16 protein-coding genes are annotated in these 16730 nt (G+C 38.7%); 1 reads left to right on the top strand and 15 read right to left on the bottom strand.

Going from position 1 to position 16730, the window contains the following annotated elements; genetic code table 11:
- Positions 1 to 3: 3 nt before the first annotated feature.
- The 11 genes from HRJ06_RS01325 to HRJ06_RS01275 all read right to left on the bottom strand — a co-directional run bounded on the left by HRJ06_RS01325 (position 4) and on the right by HRJ06_RS01275 (position 9906).
- On the bottom strand, positions 4 to 273 hold the full coding sequence (locus tag HRJ06_RS01325; RefSeq protein WP_174727568.1) for a hypothetical protein: 270 nt from the start codon (positions 271 to 273) through the stop codon (positions 4 to 6).
- Between the two features lie 4 nt (positions 274 to 277).
- Complete coding sequence (locus HRJ06_RS01320; protein ID WP_174727565.1) at positions 278 to 1276, bottom strand: 3,4-dihydroxy-2-butanone-4-phosphate synthase; 999 nt, start codon at positions 1274 to 1276, stop codon at positions 278 to 280.
- Positions 1277 to 1312: 36 nt separating this feature from the next.
- The gene (locus HRJ06_RS01315) at positions 1313 to 1843 is read right to left on the bottom strand and encodes an NADPH-dependent FMN reductase (RefSeq protein WP_174727562.1); all 531 of its coding nucleotides are present in this window, start codon (positions 1841 to 1843) and stop codon (positions 1313 to 1315) included.
- A 431-nt stretch (positions 1844 to 2274) separates the two neighbouring features.
- Positions 2275 to 2841, bottom strand: a complete 567-nt coding sequence (locus HRJ06_RS01310; RefSeq protein ID WP_174727558.1) for a hypothetical protein — start codon at positions 2839 to 2841, stop codon at positions 2275 to 2277.
- Positions 2838 to 3476 carry an SCO family protein gene (locus HRJ06_RS01305; protein ID WP_422392705.1) on the bottom strand — a complete coding sequence of 213 codons (639 nt, stop codon included), beginning with the start codon at positions 3474 to 3476 and terminating at the stop codon, positions 2838 to 2840. Before HRJ06_RS01305 ends, HRJ06_RS01310 begins: the two co-directional genes overlap by 4 nt.
- An 83-nt stretch (positions 3477 to 3559) precedes the next feature.
- The gene (locus HRJ06_RS01300; protein WP_174727555.1) at positions 3560 to 5254 is read right to left on the bottom strand and encodes a cbb3-type cytochrome c oxidase subunit I; all 1695 of its coding nucleotides are present in this window, start codon (positions 5252 to 5254) and stop codon (positions 3560 to 3562) included.
- Between the two features lie 14 nt (positions 5255 to 5268).
- Complete coding sequence (locus HRJ06_RS01295; RefSeq protein WP_174727552.1) at positions 5269 to 5730, bottom strand: cytochrome c oxidase subunit II; 462 nt, start codon at positions 5728 to 5730, stop codon at positions 5269 to 5271.
- 15 nt (positions 5731 to 5745) lie between these two features.
- Entirely contained in the window at positions 5746 to 5889 is a 144-nt protein-coding gene (locus HRJ06_RS23145; protein WP_242035099.1) for a cytochrome C oxidase subunit II, read from the bottom strand.
- Positions 5890 to 6651: 762 nt separating this feature from the next.
- Positions 6652 to 8193, bottom strand: coding sequence for a hypothetical protein (locus tag HRJ06_RS01285; protein WP_174727549.1), 1542 nt, complete (start codon positions 8191 to 8193; stop codon positions 6652 to 6654).
- Between the two features lie 35 nt (positions 8194 to 8228).
- Positions 8229 to 9086 carry a hypothetical protein gene (locus HRJ06_RS01280; RefSeq protein ID WP_174727546.1) on the bottom strand — a complete coding sequence of 286 codons (858 nt, stop codon included), beginning with the start codon at positions 9084 to 9086 and terminating at the stop codon, positions 8229 to 8231.
- Between the two features lie 244 nt (positions 9087 to 9330).
- Positions 9331 to 9906 (bottom strand): class I SAM-dependent methyltransferase, encoded by a 576-nt coding sequence (locus HRJ06_RS01275; RefSeq protein WP_174727543.1) that lies wholly within the window; start codon positions 9904 to 9906, stop codon positions 9331 to 9333.
- A 281-nt stretch (positions 9907 to 10187) separates the two neighbouring features.
- Here HRJ06_RS01275 and HRJ06_RS01270 point away from each other — a divergent pair, with 281 nt between their 5' ends.
- Positions 10188 to 11744, top strand: a complete 1557-nt coding sequence (locus tag HRJ06_RS01270; RefSeq protein ID WP_242035098.1) for an ATP-binding protein — start codon at positions 10188 to 10190, stop codon at positions 11742 to 11744.
- Between the two features lie 215 nt (positions 11745 to 11959).
- On the opposite strand, the gene HRJ06_RS01265 is transcribed toward HRJ06_RS01270, so the two are convergent.
- The 4 genes from HRJ06_RS01265 to HRJ06_RS01250 are packed head-to-tail and all read right to left on the bottom strand — an operon-like array spanning position 11960 to position 16705.
- Positions 11960 to 13432 carry a xylulokinase gene (locus tag HRJ06_RS01265; protein WP_174727537.1) on the bottom strand — a complete coding sequence of 491 codons (1473 nt, stop codon included), beginning with the start codon at positions 13430 to 13432 and terminating at the stop codon, positions 11960 to 11962.
- Positions 13433 to 13434: 2 nt separating this feature from the next.
- Positions 13435 to 14223: a tryptophan synthase subunit alpha gene (gene trpA, locus HRJ06_RS01260; protein ID WP_174727535.1), complete on the bottom strand. Its 789-nt coding sequence runs from the start codon at positions 14221 to 14223 to the stop codon at positions 13435 to 13437.
- Entirely contained in the window at positions 14223 to 15194 is a 972-nt protein-coding gene (locus HRJ06_RS01255) for an ABC transporter permease (RefSeq protein WP_242035097.1), read from the bottom strand. The genes trpA and HRJ06_RS01255 overlap by 1 nt, the downstream gene beginning before the upstream one ends.
- Positions 15191 to 16705: a sugar ABC transporter ATP-binding protein gene (locus HRJ06_RS01250; protein ID WP_174727532.1), complete on the bottom strand. Its 1515-nt coding sequence runs from the start codon at positions 16703 to 16705 to the stop codon at positions 15191 to 15193. Before HRJ06_RS01250 ends, HRJ06_RS01255 begins: the two co-directional genes overlap by 4 nt.
- Positions 16706 to 16730: the final 25 nt, after the last annotated feature.

Here is a 16730-nt window from a genome sequence, read left to right as displayed (position 1 = left end):
AATTTATTTTCTTTTGTTATCCCAATATAAATTCAACAATTTTGTTAATCCCCCTGGACCAAACTTTACTTTATTTGTTGCAATCATTCTTTGACCTACATAATTTAAGAACTCAAGTATTAGCCTTCTACGGTCCAAGACGTTTTCAATACCTTTTTCAAAAAAACACTTTTCAATCGTATTATAGACTCCTCTATTAATACCGAATTCCTTTTTACAGAACTCAGCAAACAATAAATCTGTTAAATTAATACTTTTATCGGTATCTTTCATAGTGCTACCCTATTATCAACTTTTTAGTTTCACAAATTTCAAACCTCTTTTGTACATTTTCGATATCCTTTTTAATTTGTTCGATCAAATGTTTAAAACTCGGGAACATTTTTTCTTCCCTTAAAAAGAAACAGACATTTACTGTCAGTTCATCCCCATAAATGCATTTATTAAAATCAAATATATGAATTTCATTTGTAATTTCACCATCATCCAAAAGTGTAGGTCTGGAACCCACATTCATTACACCATTATACTCGTTATTATTATGGTATACAGTAACGCCATAAACCCCTTTTTCTAAATATGATTTTTTAGGTAAAGATAAGTTCGCTGTGGGAAACCCCATTCCCCTTCCAATCTTTTTACCTTTTACAACTCTTCCTCTTATGGTACATATAATCTCCTCTTTTACTTTTAGAAGGTCGCTTATATATATAAGATTCAAATTATTTATTTTAGAAATTTCAACAGATTCTTCCGCATTGGCAAGATTACCATGTGTATTAAGAATTTGACACATATATGCAACTGGTTCACTAGAGCCGGCTTCTACAAGTTCAATAGCAGCATCAGTTAGGCTTATATTTTCTAATAATCTTCTATCCTTACAAACAATGGGGAAAATATGTCCAGGTCTTACAAAATCTTTAGTTACAACACCTTTGTCAACAAAAGCATAAATTGTATCGGAACGTTCCAATGAAGAAATTCCAGTTGTTGAAGAACAAAAATCCACAGAAACAGTAAATGGAATACGGCTTTGATACTGGCACTCCTTATTTACCATAAAGGACAGACTTAATTCTTTTGCTTTTTGTTGAGTAATACAAGCACAGACAAGCCCTTTTCCTAATTTAGTCATGCGATTTACATTATAGGAACTTACCTTCTCTGCTGTTCCTACTAATGCACTTCCTTTATGTTCTACGTCATCTACAACTACAATTAGCTTTCCGTGTTTTAGTGCCCTTACACTTTCATCAAACCTTTTTTTGTACATGCTTTACCCTCCTAGATGGTTCTTATTTCTTTTAACTTACTTTAAACGCTTTTGCATAAATACTAACTCTTCAGCTAGCGATTTAATCCTACGTAGTACATCAGGATTTGTAATCATTTTTTTTTCAAAATGATCATTATGTGCATATACAGTACTAGGGGCAATATAAGAACGAAAGTAGCCTGCTATTGGTTTTAATTGATTCTCGATAACTAAGTAATGATGAAATGTACCACCAGTTGCGACAAATCCAATAACTTTACTGCGAAAAACTGAAGGAGGGACTAAATCAAACAGGTTCTTTAAAGCACCTGTTAAAGACGCTTGATAAATAGGTGTGCCTATGACAAAAAAGTCTGCATCTGCCACAGCATTAATAACTGTTTGAGTATCTTCAGAATACTCCTCAGGAGTTCGCCCATCACAAAATTCAATATTATAATCACTTAAACTTAGTAATTCTGTATTAACCTCAGGATAAAAGGCTTTCACCTCCTCTAGGACCTTATTAACAACAACTTTTGTTTTTGAGCCAGTTAATGATCCAGATATACCTAACAATTTCAAATGAAAGACACCTCGTTCTTTAAGTTAGTTTTTTATACGGCATTGAGTTTCTTATATAAAACTATAACACGGGTGTACATTGAAAACAATTTATATTTTTAAAATATACAGAATATTTAATATTCAACCTGATTAGGTTCTAAATTTAATTTGACTCACTTGCTGTTTTGGTTTAAGGCCTTTCCCTTTTGTCGCTTAGCGGTATATTAATACTCTACAATATGAAAAAGATGCGATTGATTAAAATTGCTATTGGTTTGAGTAAGAAAAGATCAATTATCTTATAAATTTGATAGATAATTGTATAGTATTTATATTCATACGTGAATTTTAAAACAAGACAGCCAGGCTGGCTGTCTTGGTTTTGCCGTTATAAATGAGGTTCTTAAAAGATACTAGTTATTCGAAAAAACTGTGTCCAATCTGTGAAATCAGCTCTCCGTTTCATATTGTGTGAAGTCAATAAAATAGCTATATCCTAAATAGATCACCATACAAACCGCTGTGGTTAGAAAACCCCACCCAAGTGTAATTTGTTCAATTAATAAATAATTATTGCACAGCTGCTCTGGAGACCAGATGTAAAGCCAACCCATCCCGAGGTATAAAATAGCGAAAAAGATGATGATGCCATTTTTCCAAAAAGATGATAGCTTAGGCCAGCTGTCTCGAAGCGGCACTCCCGCCAAAAACGGCAATGAGAAAAATTTAAAGGCTTCAACACTAGCCATCGTTAACGTTTCATCCATTGTCCTTGGTATCGTCCAATACCCAGTAATAATGATAAATAACAGTAGGCCGGGCAGCCCGTTTGCATTCCATTTTTCAAAAAACTGAGGATATTTAATTTGAAAAAATTTGGCTATTAAAAATCCGGCTAAAACCAGCAGTGGCATTTGCATATGCATGTGAGTAATCATGATCGATTCCAGCAAATTAGCTACCGGGGGAAGGATTAAAATAACAAGGAGCACTAACCCGTATTGAGCTTGCCTCATTTTTCATCCCCTGCCTCATCATCCAGAATGCTTGTCACCTGTTCAGCCGCTTCCTCAATCCGTTTATAATCCATTACATCGATTAGCCGCCCTTGTGGATTTACCAGATAAAAAGCAGAGTTATGGGCAAAATTGCCGTTATTATCGGGTATGACGGTGACACCAAAACGGTCCAACAGCTCATTCAGCTCATCCTTATCTGTTATCCTGGCCATTCGCCATGTCTCTCCATCACTTTTAAACATTTTCCGGTAGCTGTCGAGAGTTTCAGGATCATCCCGATCGGGATCAAAGCTGATGCTGAGAAACTGAATATCCTTGCCGATATATTCCTCAGGCAGCCGGTCATATACTCCAAACATATTCATCTCCAGCTCAGGGCAAACAGTTCCACAGGCTGTATATAAAAACGTAATAAACACATACTTGCCTTCAAACTCGGAAAAAGTGTACTTCCTGGCTTTATTATCCTCTAGTGTGACATCCGGAAACTGAGGCTTATCCTCCATTAACTGATTCACTCTTGCTGTTTCTGCTGTATAGGCCTGAAATCCATCTGTTCCAATATAAAAAAGGACAACTCCGAATAGTAATACAAGCAAGCTCGACAAGGCCGTTCTATTTTTCAGCATCATTTAATCACATCCTCCCGAGAAAACTATCTTTTTTTTAAAAAGAGATAGCCCTCAAATACGAGCTATCCCCTTCACTTTGTCTTTTACCAGGTCTTAAATGGCGGTGATCCAGGAGGTGCATCAACAAGGAAGCCAACCAACGGTATAACATATGCCATTGCAACAAGCGCAAGCATTAGCACAATCCAAAGTCCCCAACGCTCTGTCCATTTAGGTGTAGGTGCAGCACCTTCTTCTTCATCCGCAATCGGGAATTCAGTAACTCCTTTTGGTGCAAAGAACATCATGTTGAATACTGCATACACTTGCATCAGAACACCAATCATTAAGAGCGTTCCGCCAATTGCCAGGAAGAATAGGTAAGGATCCCACCCTAAGGCTGTTGCGTTGTCATTGTAGGTTGTATAAGATGTCCTTCTAGGAGAGCCCAATAGCCCTGCCCAGTGCATTGCAAAGGACATCATGACCATTCCAAGCGTCCATACAATCGTTTGAACAATTCCTAATTTATTAATCTGTGGTGTCAGTACTCTTTTTGATAGATAAGGAACAAGCCAGTAGCTAATTCCAAAGAACGTCATTACCACAGTCATTCCAAGAGTTAAATGGAAGTGGCCAACAACCCACATTGTATTGTGAACGACCTGATTTAATTGGTTTGTGCTTTGAACGATCCCGCCCGCTCCGGCAGGAATAAAGGCTGCCATAGCGATGAACGGAGCCAGGAAGCGAACATCTCCCCAAGGCATCTTTTTAAACCAGCCGATCAGTCCCTTGCCGCCTTTTTTCCTAGCAGTCCGTTCAAATACGGCGAACATCGCGTAGGCAGTCATTAGAGACGGGAAGCCAATCGCCAAACTCATAAACACGTGCATGTATTTCACAGATTCAGAAATTCCAGGGTCAACAATTTGATGGTGGAAGCCCCCAGTGATGTTCATAATAACTAACGCAATAACGACGATCCGAGTTAATAAGTCACTCCACCTATGTCCGTCGATGATCTTCGGTACAATAACATACCAAGCAGAAATAGCTGTCATATACCAAATGTTGACCAGGGTGTGTCCAAATGCCCAAAACAGTGTACGTGCTACCATTACATTTATCGTTTCAACCCAGCCAAATGCCCATGGAATAATCATAAACACTTCAATTGCAACTGGAAGGCTTCCAAAGAACAAGAGAACAAACACACCTGTTGCAAAAAAAGAAAGAATCGGGATATGCTGCCCTGGATTTGCCTTTCTCCATGACGCAACGTTGATAAAGGCTCCAAATGAACACATCCAAATACCAAGTACAATGAACACTAAGCCAATATAGAAGATTGGTGAAGCAGCCATCGGCGGATAAAACGTGTACATGACAGATGCTTCATTCATTAAAATCGGTATAACAGCTAGTACAAAACCAAACATTTTCATCCAAAAACCGATCCAGGCCATCTTTCTTACTTTAGGAAGCAGGCCGCCCAGTGTATGGGAAAGTCCTGCGTAAAAGTAACCTATTGTAAAGAAAGCTGACAGTACGACTACTAATAGCAGGCCATGCGCAGTCAGTACCTGATAGTAGTTAAGCCAGGTTGGCAGCTCCAGCATACCAGCCCTGTTCAATCCTTGTAATAATCCTAAAAACCCACCCAGCAATAGAGCTATAAATGCAACAGTTAAATATGATTTCGATAATCTAGCATCCTCTGGGCTAATACCTAGAATTTTATTAGCTTTTTCTTTAAAAGCCTTTGTTTTCACCGTATTTCCTGCGATTGATTCCATTGTAAATCCCCCCTTTATTTAACCGTAATCGTGGTTGCCATCATTTGATGCCCTGCACCACAGTATTCATTACACAAAACTAAGTATTCACCTGGCTTTTCAAACTTCTGAGAGATCTTTTGAACATACCCAGGCATGACCATCGCATTAATGTTCGTATCAGCTACTTGAAATCCATGAACCACATCTTTAGAGGTTAGAGTAAAATGAACCGTTGATCCTGCTGGAACCTCGATTTGGTTTGGTGTAAAACTGAATATTTGCAGAGTCATAACCACTTCGTATTCGTTCTCACCAATTTTTGTTATACCGGGCCTATCAAACGGAGCCGTTTCATCTACTTTTTGAGGATCAATTCGTTCTTCATGACTTGGAGGCCCCATTCCTAAAGCAAAAGCCTGATAGCCAGTTATCAGCATAAATCCTATAATCATTCCAAAACTCAATAAAAGCCATACCTTCTCCGAGCGATGCATTATTATTTCCCCCTCCTATACTCTGACCATATAAAGGCCATACATAATTAAATACGTTACAAGAATCACTGCACCAACCACTGTCACAGAAAGAATTGTCCCCTTCAAAGAATCATGTTCCTTGGCAGCCTTTCCAATATGCTTAACCTTCTTCTCCACCTTCCATCAGCTCCCTTTGTACTTTCTATACATCCATCATAATTGAGAAGAGTTTTCAAAAGAGTGAACCAAATCACACTTCCCTCACAAAATCCCTAATTCACAAAAAGTTCACATTCGGTGACAGGCACCACCCATCTTTTTACATTTTCACTTGCCAAGTTATTCTATCAGCCCGTTTTAATAATGTTTGGAAGGAACTGGGTGGTACCTGTCACCTTCCAGAAATTTACCTTAAGACACAAAAACAACCCATCCTTTATCTATTTGGATGGGTTGTTATTAGTCGTTATCTTTTTCATTTTAATTTATTGAAATGATTTCTTCCCAATTGCTTGTTCCGTTTCTAACTTGCTCGCGTCTTTACTTGTTCCATGATGTCTGTTGGTTTTCCTCCATTAGGCCAGTCTCCATCATGGTTTTTCCATTCTGGTTGATCATGTGGGAGGTTATGCCCTGTATAAAATAGTGAAAATTGGATAAAAAGAAGAAAATAATACAAATCATCTATCTTTCTCTCCCTTTTGTCTAAAAGTCTCTCAATAGTATGAAAACCTGTTGAACTGAGACGCATAATTCCCCTTGAGTTACTAGATTGGAGTTTTATTCCATGAAAACTCACTTATATTCCATAAATAATCGTTTTATTCCCAAAAAAATCGATATATTCCATAAAATCATGATATATTCCATAACGAGAATAATTCTAAATTGAAAAACCGAAGGACTATGCCCTTCGGTTTTCATCTAAAGATATTTAGTTTACTCTTCCATCACTGCTTCTACTTCTTCCGATACCGAAGCAGATTCTTTAGTGGATTCTTCAACAGCCACTTCAATTGCAGATGCTATAACAGCAGAAATAGCTGCAGCTTGTAGCTTAGCTGTTTCATTAGCCTTAACACTGGCTGGTGAATTAGCTTTGTTTAAAATAGAAGGGCTCACGACTGTCTCTTCAACTACTTCTTCAGTTGCTTCTTCGGTTTCCTCTTTAGTTCTTTCTTCAGTTGTTTCTTCAACAGCAACCTCTTCGATTACTTCTTCAACCACTTCTTCAGCAACCTCTGCGTTCAGAGAAACGATTACGGCAGAGTTGGAAGCTGCATTTTCTTGTGCTTTAACACTAGCATGCTCTCCAGCAGAAGAGTTTGCTTTGTTTGCAAGGGAAGGATTTACTTTCTCTTCAACTTCAGCATCTTCTTCAGTTACTTTCTCTGCGTCTTCTTCAACAACAACTTCTTCTGTTGCATCTTCTTCAACAGTTTCAGTGGATTCTTCAGTTGCTTTTTCAACAGCAACCTCTTCGGTCACTCCTTCAACCACTTCTTCAGCTGCTGCTGCATTTAGAGAAACAATAACGGCAGAGTTTGAGGCTGCATGTTCTTGTGCATTCACACTAGCATGCTCTCCAGCAGAAGAGTTTGCTTTGTTTGCAAGGGAAGGATTTACTTTTTCTTCACCTTCAACATCTTCATCAGTTACTTCCTCTGCGTCTTCTTCTACCACTTCTTCAGTTGCATCTTCTTCAACAGTTTCCGTGGATTCTTCCTCAGATTCCTCTTCTTCCTTTTTAGCTTCAGCGTTTTCTTCAAGCTTTGGAGCATCTTCAGACTCTTCGTCTTCAGCTGAACCTTCCTCGTCAGACTCTTCAGTATCCTCTTCTTTTGTTGCTGTTTCAGGATCGAGGTTTGGAGTTTCTTCGGAATCTTCATCTTCAGCTAGATCCTCGTCTTCCGTTTTTCCTTCTAGATCAACGGTTGGGATAACTGTTTCTAGTGCATCTTTTTCTTCTGTTGGAAGCTCGATAACTAATTCTTCAGGCTCCTCTTCGGCACGGACTGCGGAGTCTGCGACAGCATTGGCTTTTGCCGTTTCGCTTGCGTGGTCGCTGGCCATTGAATTAGCTTTATTTGCAGCAGAAGTATTTATTTTTTCTTTTTTTACTTTTTCTTCTTCGCTATCAGTTTTAACAGCTTTAACCTTTTCAGCTTCCGTCTTATTTTGGACAGCAGAATTAGCGGAAGCATTAGCTTTTGCTGTTTCACTTGCTTTTACTGAAGCTTTAGTAGTAGTTTCCTGTGTTTTCGCAGCGGGCTTTGCACTTTGCTGGTTTTTAGTAGATGTGTTCGTTTTGATGCGAACTTCTTTAAACTCAACAGTTTGCTCCACCTTCGCTTTCTCAAGTTGCTGGCTGCTGTTGCCTGCAGCCTCACTGATGTGTCCACCGGCCAAAACTCCTACTGAAAGTACTCCTGCTAATACTAATGGTTTTAAAACTGTGTTCCCTTTAACGATGTTTTTCATTTTAAAACTCGCTCCTTTTTCCTATCAATTATTTTTTAAAATAAGTAATGGTTAGAAAAAAGAGCTTTCTTCGGCGGCTGGGAAGGTGGAGCATTAACCCATTGATTTACCAGTATTTTTTCTCTGGAAATAAACGGCTGAGTGAGCTTTAAGTGAGTATATTTGCTCCAATCGAACCACTTATCAGAAAAAGTACCACTTTGCCCTTGAATCGCCCGGTCTTTGGACGCCCCTGCTGGTTTAGGGTGAAGCGGGGAGCTGAATACAATGATATCACCCGAATACTTCTTCCTTTTAGAGGGTTGTTTCTCTTGAGCTTTTGGCTTCACAGGTTTAATTTGTAAAGACGCTGGTTCAGAAACTGGCTTCTTAGTCGGATTAGAAATAGAAACAACAGTTGTTTCTTTCTTCTCCAATCTATCTGCCATCCTCTTACGGGATTGTTGTTCACCTGTACTATCATTATGTAAAGACTTTTCGGCAGGCGTTTCCTCTTGAGTATCAGGACTCGCTTTTTTGCTTTTTATGGCTTGAGCTTTAGCAAGTTTATTCTCTTGATTATTCCTGGTTTTAACGCCATCTTTATTGGGTACTTTTTGCTTTATAGGCTTTTCTGCCCCATCCATTAGTGGTATAGCAGTGTTCCTGGTATTTTCTTTTTTCGTTGGCTTCCTGTCAGGAATGTCTTTCTGAACCTCCATAGTAGTTGCTTTTTCAGGTTTTTGAGAAATCTTGGGGATTTTCTTAGCTTCCCTTTGCGGAACTTCAATTGCCGCTTTTTCGCTTATATCCTGTCTAGGAGAAGGCTGGTTTTTCTCGGCAAATGCATCACCAGGGAAAAATAAAGCTGTGCCGGCCAGTAAGCCTGTTATTATAAAATGACGAAATCTCACAATTTCACCTCCTTCCGAAGGATTCATTGATATCATTCTCTTAAAAAAATATTTTTCTGACCGTAACAGATTAACCTATAAAAAACAGTTCTTTGTTCCTGACACGCACAACTACTTCTGAACTAGCTTTTTGGAAATTTATTTTTATTAGAGAAAAATTATCCATTTAAAACGAATCCTAGATTTCCACTAAAAGGCGTACAAATCGTCAACTCGTCTAGATCATAAACCTCTAAAAAAATATCTATAAATCATCTTTCTGCTTTTTCTGGCAAAAGATCGTTTGCCTTCCCTCTTGCTCATTTTCTTCATAAAAGAGAATCTTCCAATCTCGAAATTCTGCTAACAACTCATTCGATTCCAGCTTATATTTATTGGATACCTTCTGATTCCCATGCTGTGTTGCTATATAAAAAGTTTCCATGAAGAAATAACCACTTTCTTTAATGATGCTTTTTACGAGAGGAAAAATGGCTCTATCCAGGTAATACGTTATGACACCCAAATCAAAAGAACTTGCTTCCAACGTTAGCTGTTCCAGGTCAGTAAGATCACTTACACGAGGAGAAATTGCAAGTTCCTGTTTTGCTGCCTGCTCCTTGATATAACTGACAGCCACGTCTGATATATCGATGGCCTGAACTTCATAGTTCATCCGTGCTAAAAACAGGCTGTTCCCGCCAAGACCGCAAGCTAGATCAAGAGCCGATCCTCCTTTAAGATAGGTTGACAGCCTCTCCAATCTAGCAGTCGGGAGCGGCTCCTCCACTTCATTAAGACGATCAGTATGTTTTCTGTTCCATTTAATTTTCGGATCCATAGGAAACTCCTTTTTTAAAAGTTGTTAAATTTTATCATACAACAACCTTTCAAAAACTGCCTCAAACACCCCTTCTTTTCTTCCTATTATCTTGCAGGAATGTACATTACCTAGTTTTTACTATTGAATAATGATTAAAAGGAATTTACGTGGAACATTTTTTGTGAAACAATAAAACTCGGGGCGTGACAGGCACCTGAAACTACTGAGGTGACACAACTATGCAAATTATGGAACCGTTATATATAACTGAATCAAAGAGATTGTGTAAGGAGGGCGGAATGGACCCGAACGATATTCCTAGTCCTAAAAGTTTTTTGGCGGGTCAGGATTTGTATTCAAAAAGGAAGGAATATAGCGAGATCCTATCTGTTATTAGTTATTTTTCAAATAAGTTATTGGATTCCCTGATAGGTACCCCTATTTTGGTTGTGGTATCTGATGAGGAAGGATATTTGTTGGATATTGCAGGAGATGAAGCTATAAAATCTGCAGTTGAGAGCTTGGGGATCGAGTTAGGAAGCCGCTTTACACAGGAAGATAACGGGACAAATGTCATTAGCTTAGCCTTACAGCAAGGATATCCAATCAGCCTGATAGGCGAAGGCCATTATCACAAATGTCTGCATGAGATCGCTTGTTATGGAACAGCATTTCATTACACAGATGAAAATAGCTTACTGGGTACAATCAGTATCATGACCCCGATCAACTTTGAAAATCCACTTTTGCTCACCATGATTTCTCAGGTGGTCGAGTCAATTGAAAGAGAATTACTGCTAAGAAAACAAAACCGGAAGCTCAATATTTTGAATCAAGTCATGTTAAGCCGAACTAAAAATGGAATCGTAATAACTGATGAAAAAGGAATCATAACTGAGTTTAACGAGTATGCCCTCAAAAGTTTTGGTAAGAGCAGACATTCTGTCATCGGAAAAAGTGTTTTTGATTTTGCCATGACTGGAGGACATTTTCAAAAAGTTTTGGAGGAAGAAGCCAAATATGAAAATGAAGACCTTAAATTTATAAACAAAGCCGGGGATCAAATTGTCTATTTATTTGATGTTCAGCCCATCTATGAAGATGAAAAAGTGATTGGGGCATTCGGTCAATTCAGAGACATTACCGAAAGATTTTTAATGGAAGAAAAGATAAAAGAAGCCGAAAAAGAAACTCTTGCAGGGCGAATCGCTGCAGGGATTGCCCATGAGATCAGAAATCCCCTAACAACCGTTAGAGGATACCTGCAATTCCTTAACAAAGAGGTCGATGAACGGATCTCTCATCTATTTTCCACAGTGTTAATACCAGAAATTGATCGTGCAAATAAAATTATTTCTGACTTTCTCAGCATTTCCAAGCCTTCCTATCGAGAAGTTGAGTTGATACAAGTAGAACCTTTTATCTTAGAGTACATTTCCAAATTTCTCAATAGTGAATCGCTGCTTCATAATGCTGAGGTTTTTGTGGAAGTTGATCCTGCAATCGGAAATTACTTTATCCAATGTAATCGTGAAGAAATGCTGCAGGTCTTTATTAATTTATTCCGAAATTCACTCCAGGCAAAAGGAGATACACCTTTAAAAGTAAGCATCTGTACAAGTCTAGTGAACTCACATATTCAATTCAAATTTCGCGATAATGGAAATGGTATTCCTTCTGCAGTTCTGCCTCATATTTTTGAACCGTTTTTTTCAACCAAAGACGAGGGCACAGGCTTAGGTTTGTCGGTCTCTCGAAAAATTGTCGAAAACCATGATGGAATTATGGAAGCAACTAGCAGCCCGGACGGTACAACCTTCTTAATTGAACTTCCCTATATGGCAATAAATAAGTAAAAACCCTTTTCATTAGAAATGGGGTTTTTTCTTGTTGAACTAATATCTATTCCATTTTAAACGTAGCTTCCCCAACGCCCAAGCCTTAACCTTATTTTATTTCACTTATCTTTAACTACCACAGCCATTACTGGTTTACACAAATTGGGACACAGTAAGCCAAAAAATTCCACTGAACAAAAAAATAATACCGGGGGACGAGAACCCGGTATTATCTATAAAGATACCCCTTTTAAGCCAGGATAGATTTTTTGGAACTTTTCATACAAACTATTATATGTTTCCTTTACATCGATATTGGGATTATATACGGCACTATCTTTGCCGTTTATGTACTCATCCGCAAACTGCTGATAATTATCCACCCAACCGAGGTGAACAAACCCAGTCGCGGCAGCTCCAATGGAGGGTAGGAATTCACCATCTTTAGGGACTTTGACAGACATGCCTAAGACATCAGCTAAGCATTGGCACCACGCTTTGCTTTTTGATCCACCGCCTATTAAGGTAATATCACCTTTCCCATCCTGTAAAAGAAGCTCTAGGGTTTGCCGTAATGAAAAACTAAGACCTTCTAAAACAGATCTTAAAAAGTCACTTTTCGTCGTTTTCGGGTTTATTCCCCAAAAGGCTCCTTTTGCTTCCGGATCATTTATAGGGCACCTTTCTCCATGCACGTAGGGAAGAAAAAGCAACCCTCCTGAACCTGGAGCTGAATCAAGAATTAACTTTTCAAATTCGCTATAACCAAGATCTTCTTTTTGATCAACAAATGTATCAATCGCCCATTTATGTACATTACCTGCGTTTAATAAAGGTGCTATAGATATGTGGAAATCAACAGGGAGATGTGCCAAGGTGAATACCCCATGCTCTTTAGGGGAAGATTCCATCATGGATACTGCCACCCAGCCTGTCGTACCTAAATAAAGGTAACAATCCCCCTCATTGACTGCTCCTGCTCCCATGGTACTAGCCCCAGCATCTCCACAACCGCATAGAACTGGTGTATCCTTATAAAAACCAGTTGAAATCGCAGCCTTCTCTGTCACAGGTCCAACAGCTTCTTCCGGATTATGTAAGGTTGGGAGGATATTGCTTACTTCAAAAGAACCGGTGATTCTCTCATCCCACTCTCTTGTCTTAATATTCATCATTCCTGTGGTAGCAGCAGTTACCGGATCGCTTGCAGCAAAGCCGGTTAACTTATATATAATGTAATCTTTTGCGCTAAAGACATATTTTTCTGCATCCAGTAGGTTAGTTTCCTGATGTTCTCTCAGCCAAAGTAATTTTGCCAAAGGAGTAGAAGGATTTATTGAATTACCTGTTATACTTGAAATTTCCGGTAAACGAAGCTTAACCTTTTCAGCCTGGGATTGGGCACGTGTGTCTGAGTATAAAATTGCTCTGCCTTCTTGTTGCTTTAATGGAATTACATCCTCCATTTGACCGCTAAAAGTTACGAGCTTTACTTGACTTGGCTTGAATCCTTCTTTATAAAACCATTGATTCGTGATTGATTGAATACCTGACCACCATTCAGCTGGATCCTGCTCCACTTCTCCGTTTGCGCCATGAAAAGTATGGAGCTCGAAAGTTATCTCGCCATGTAATATTGAATTTCTATCGACCAATACCCCTTTTATAGCAGTGGTGCCAATATCAAATACTGCGATATATTCCAAAATTACATATCTCTCCCTTCCTTTACTAATGATAGTTCCCTAACAAAATCAATTAATATATTTTTATTATTTTTCTCAACTATCCTAACAATCTCACTGCCTACGACTATACCATCGAACCCGCTCTTGATCACCTTTTCAGCTGTTTCAGAACTTTTTATCCCAAAACCAGCCATTAAAACAGCATCTGTAAGACTACGCAGCTTTTTATTGAATGCGGGGAGTTCTTGAAAATCAGTAATATCTTCTCCTGTTTTGCCACGGTATATTTGACAATAAATAATACTTGTATCTTTAACTGCAAGCTGTAAGTCTTCTTCTTTCATTCCATTATTAACTACAGGGATAACAATGATCCCTTCATTTTTTAATTCAGCTTTTATTCTAACCCCTTCAACAGGTGGAAGGTCCGGAATAATAAAGCCATCTATTAACATGCTATCTGCCAGCGTTTTATATAAGTTCGTTTCGATTAAATCATGATAATAGCCCATAATCCAAATTGGAATATCTATTTCATTTCGAAGCCGTTCCAAAAACTCAAGATATTGTTTTTCATGATGGAAACTTGAATAAGTTCTAGCATGTGCCCTTTTGATGACCTCGCCCTCAAGATAGGGATTGCTGCTGGGAATTCCGATTTCAATTGCATCCAGCCCCGAGTCCGCAGCCTCTTTAATAAACTGTATGGAATCTTCTACACACGGGTCCCCTCCAACAAAATATCCTGTAATAAAAGATTCATGGTGAAGCTTTACTTTGTTTAGAAAGGTGGTTTGGGCAACGTCCATTAAGAATCACGACCTAACTTTTGAATAATCAATGCTGCAATAATAATAATCCCAGTTATAACATTCTGCATGAAAGTTGGAATTTCCAGTATAGTAAGCCCATTTGCCATTATGCCGATAATGGCAGCTCCGAATAATGTTCCGATAACATTGGAAACACCGCTTCTAACTACTGTCATCCCTAAAAACACTGCTGCATAAGCGTTAAGAAAGAATCCGTCTCCACCAGTGGGGTGAGCGGACCCCAGCCTTGATGCCAGCAATGCGCCTGTTAACGCAGCAAGCATGCCAGAGAGTGCAAATGCTATATTTTTATATTTTCCTATATTAATTCCCGATACTTGTGAAGCTCTTTCGTTCCCGCCTATTGCATAAAAACGTCTTCCTAATACTGTTTGGGACATAACATACCAGAATGAAATGACTATCAGGAACATAATCACCGATAACAGCGGAATACCGCCAAGGTTGGTTTGCCCGATAAACTTAAAACTAGCGGGAATATTTTCGAAAATAGTAGCTCCGCCTGTAAACCAGAATGTAAATCCCCCAATGATCGTTCCCATTGCAAGGGTAGTGACGAAAGATAACACTTTAAATCTAGTGATAATTGCCCCGTTTATTAACCCTATTAAGAACCCTGCAATAACAGGAATCAAGATACAGAGGAAAAGCGGAAGGCCCGAGGCTGCAGATTTCGCTGCGACAACACCTCCAAGACTCGCCATTGCTCCTATGGACAAATCAAATTCTTTAACTGACATGACTAACGTAGCTCCTATAGCAATAATAACTAGGAACGAAATTTGCCTTGTTATGTTTATTAAATTATCTAAAGTTGCAAATGACCCTGGGCTTAACAAGCTGAAGATAAGAATAATTGCGATACCCGCAAAAATGGTACCATATGAACTGATCATATTTTTATTAAAATTAATGGTTTTCTTATATGTTTCCACATTGGCATTCAACCTTGGACAGCCTCCTTTTGATTCAAATAGCATATGTCCAGTATGTCATTAGGGTTCAAGTTATCGTTTACTAGTTCAGCAACGGTCTCCCCTTCACTAAAGATAATAATACGATCACTTATTTCCAAAATTTCATGGAGATCAGAAGATACAAAAATAACCCCTTTCCCCTCTGAAGCCTGTTCTTTCAGGAATAAATGAATATCTGCCCTCGTCATAATATCCACGGCTTGAGTAGGTTCATCGCAAATATAGACTAATGGATTTGACATTAGTGCTTTGGCAAATACAACTTTTTGCTGGTTCCCTCCACTTAGCTCTGAAACCGGCTGATTTACGTTAACGGCTTTGACTTTAAACCGAGCCATTTCTTTCTGAACTAAGCTCAATTCTGACTTTTTTTGCATAACCCCGTTCTTGGTCAACTTAGATAAAATAGGGAGGGTCATATTTTCCATTATTGTATTATCCATAATCAACGCATCTTCATGCCTGTTTTCCGGGATAAGAACAATCCCTTGTTTAATAGAGCTGCCTGGAGTTGGTTTAGAGCGTAATTCATTTTTAAAATAAATTTCTCCGTCAGCAATTTTTCTGAGTCCATAAATCGCTTCCATACACTCTGTTCTTCCGGAACCTGCCAGTCCGTAGATTCCGAGAATCTCACCTTTTCTGAGTTCGAAGTTTACATTTTTAATTGAACCATCAACTGATCTTAATTCCTTTGCTTGCAATAAAACTTCCTGGTGCTCTTGCATTTTAGGCAGCCTGGTGCTCTTAATTTCCTTTCCACCGGTCATATACCTAATAAGATTTTCCTTGGTTAATTGGCTTCTTTCAATCGTTGCCATTAACTTTCCGCCCGTTAAAACGGTAACCCTATCCGATAGGCGGATAACCTCTTCAAGCCGATGAGAAATGTAAACTATTGCAACCCCTTGGTCTTTCAAACGTTCAATAAAAGAGAAGAGCAGCTCAGATTCTTTATCTGTTAGTGAAGCTGTAGGTTCATCCAGAATCAAGAGATTGGAATCGGACATCATGGCTCTTAAAATTTCCAGCAAAGTTCTTTCAGATGGGGTCATTTTGGAGACTGGGATATCCAGGGGGATATCCATCCCCCATTTATCCTGCAGCCTTTGAGCAGCCTTGTACATTGCTTTCCAATCAATACCAAGTCCCATCTTCTTTTTAGGATATGGATTATTTAAATATAAGTTTTCTAAACCTGTAAAATAGGAAACAAGCTGTCTATCTTGATGAATTACATTAATACCAATATCCTTTGAATCCTTTGGGCTTTCGAAAGAAACCTCGTTTCCTTTCCAAAAGAGCGTTCCACTGGTAGGCGGATAGACGCCTGACAGCATCTTGATTAGAGTTGATTTCCCTGCTCCATTCTCTCCTACAAGAGAATGAACCTCACCTTGTCCAATTTCGAGATTAATAGAATCAAGTGCTTTATTAACACCAAATTGTTTGGTTAATTGCTCTATCTGTAATAATGCCATTCAAATACCACCTTTGTATGGTTGG

This window comes from Mesobacillus harenae, assembly GCF_013343715.1.
Taxonomy (GTDB): Bacteria; Bacillota; Bacilli; order Bacillales; family Cytobacillaceae; genus Mesobacillus_A; species Mesobacillus_A harenae.
The sequence above is the reverse complement of the archived record's forward strand: the minus strand, read 5'-3'. Positions and strand labels throughout refer to the sequence as shown.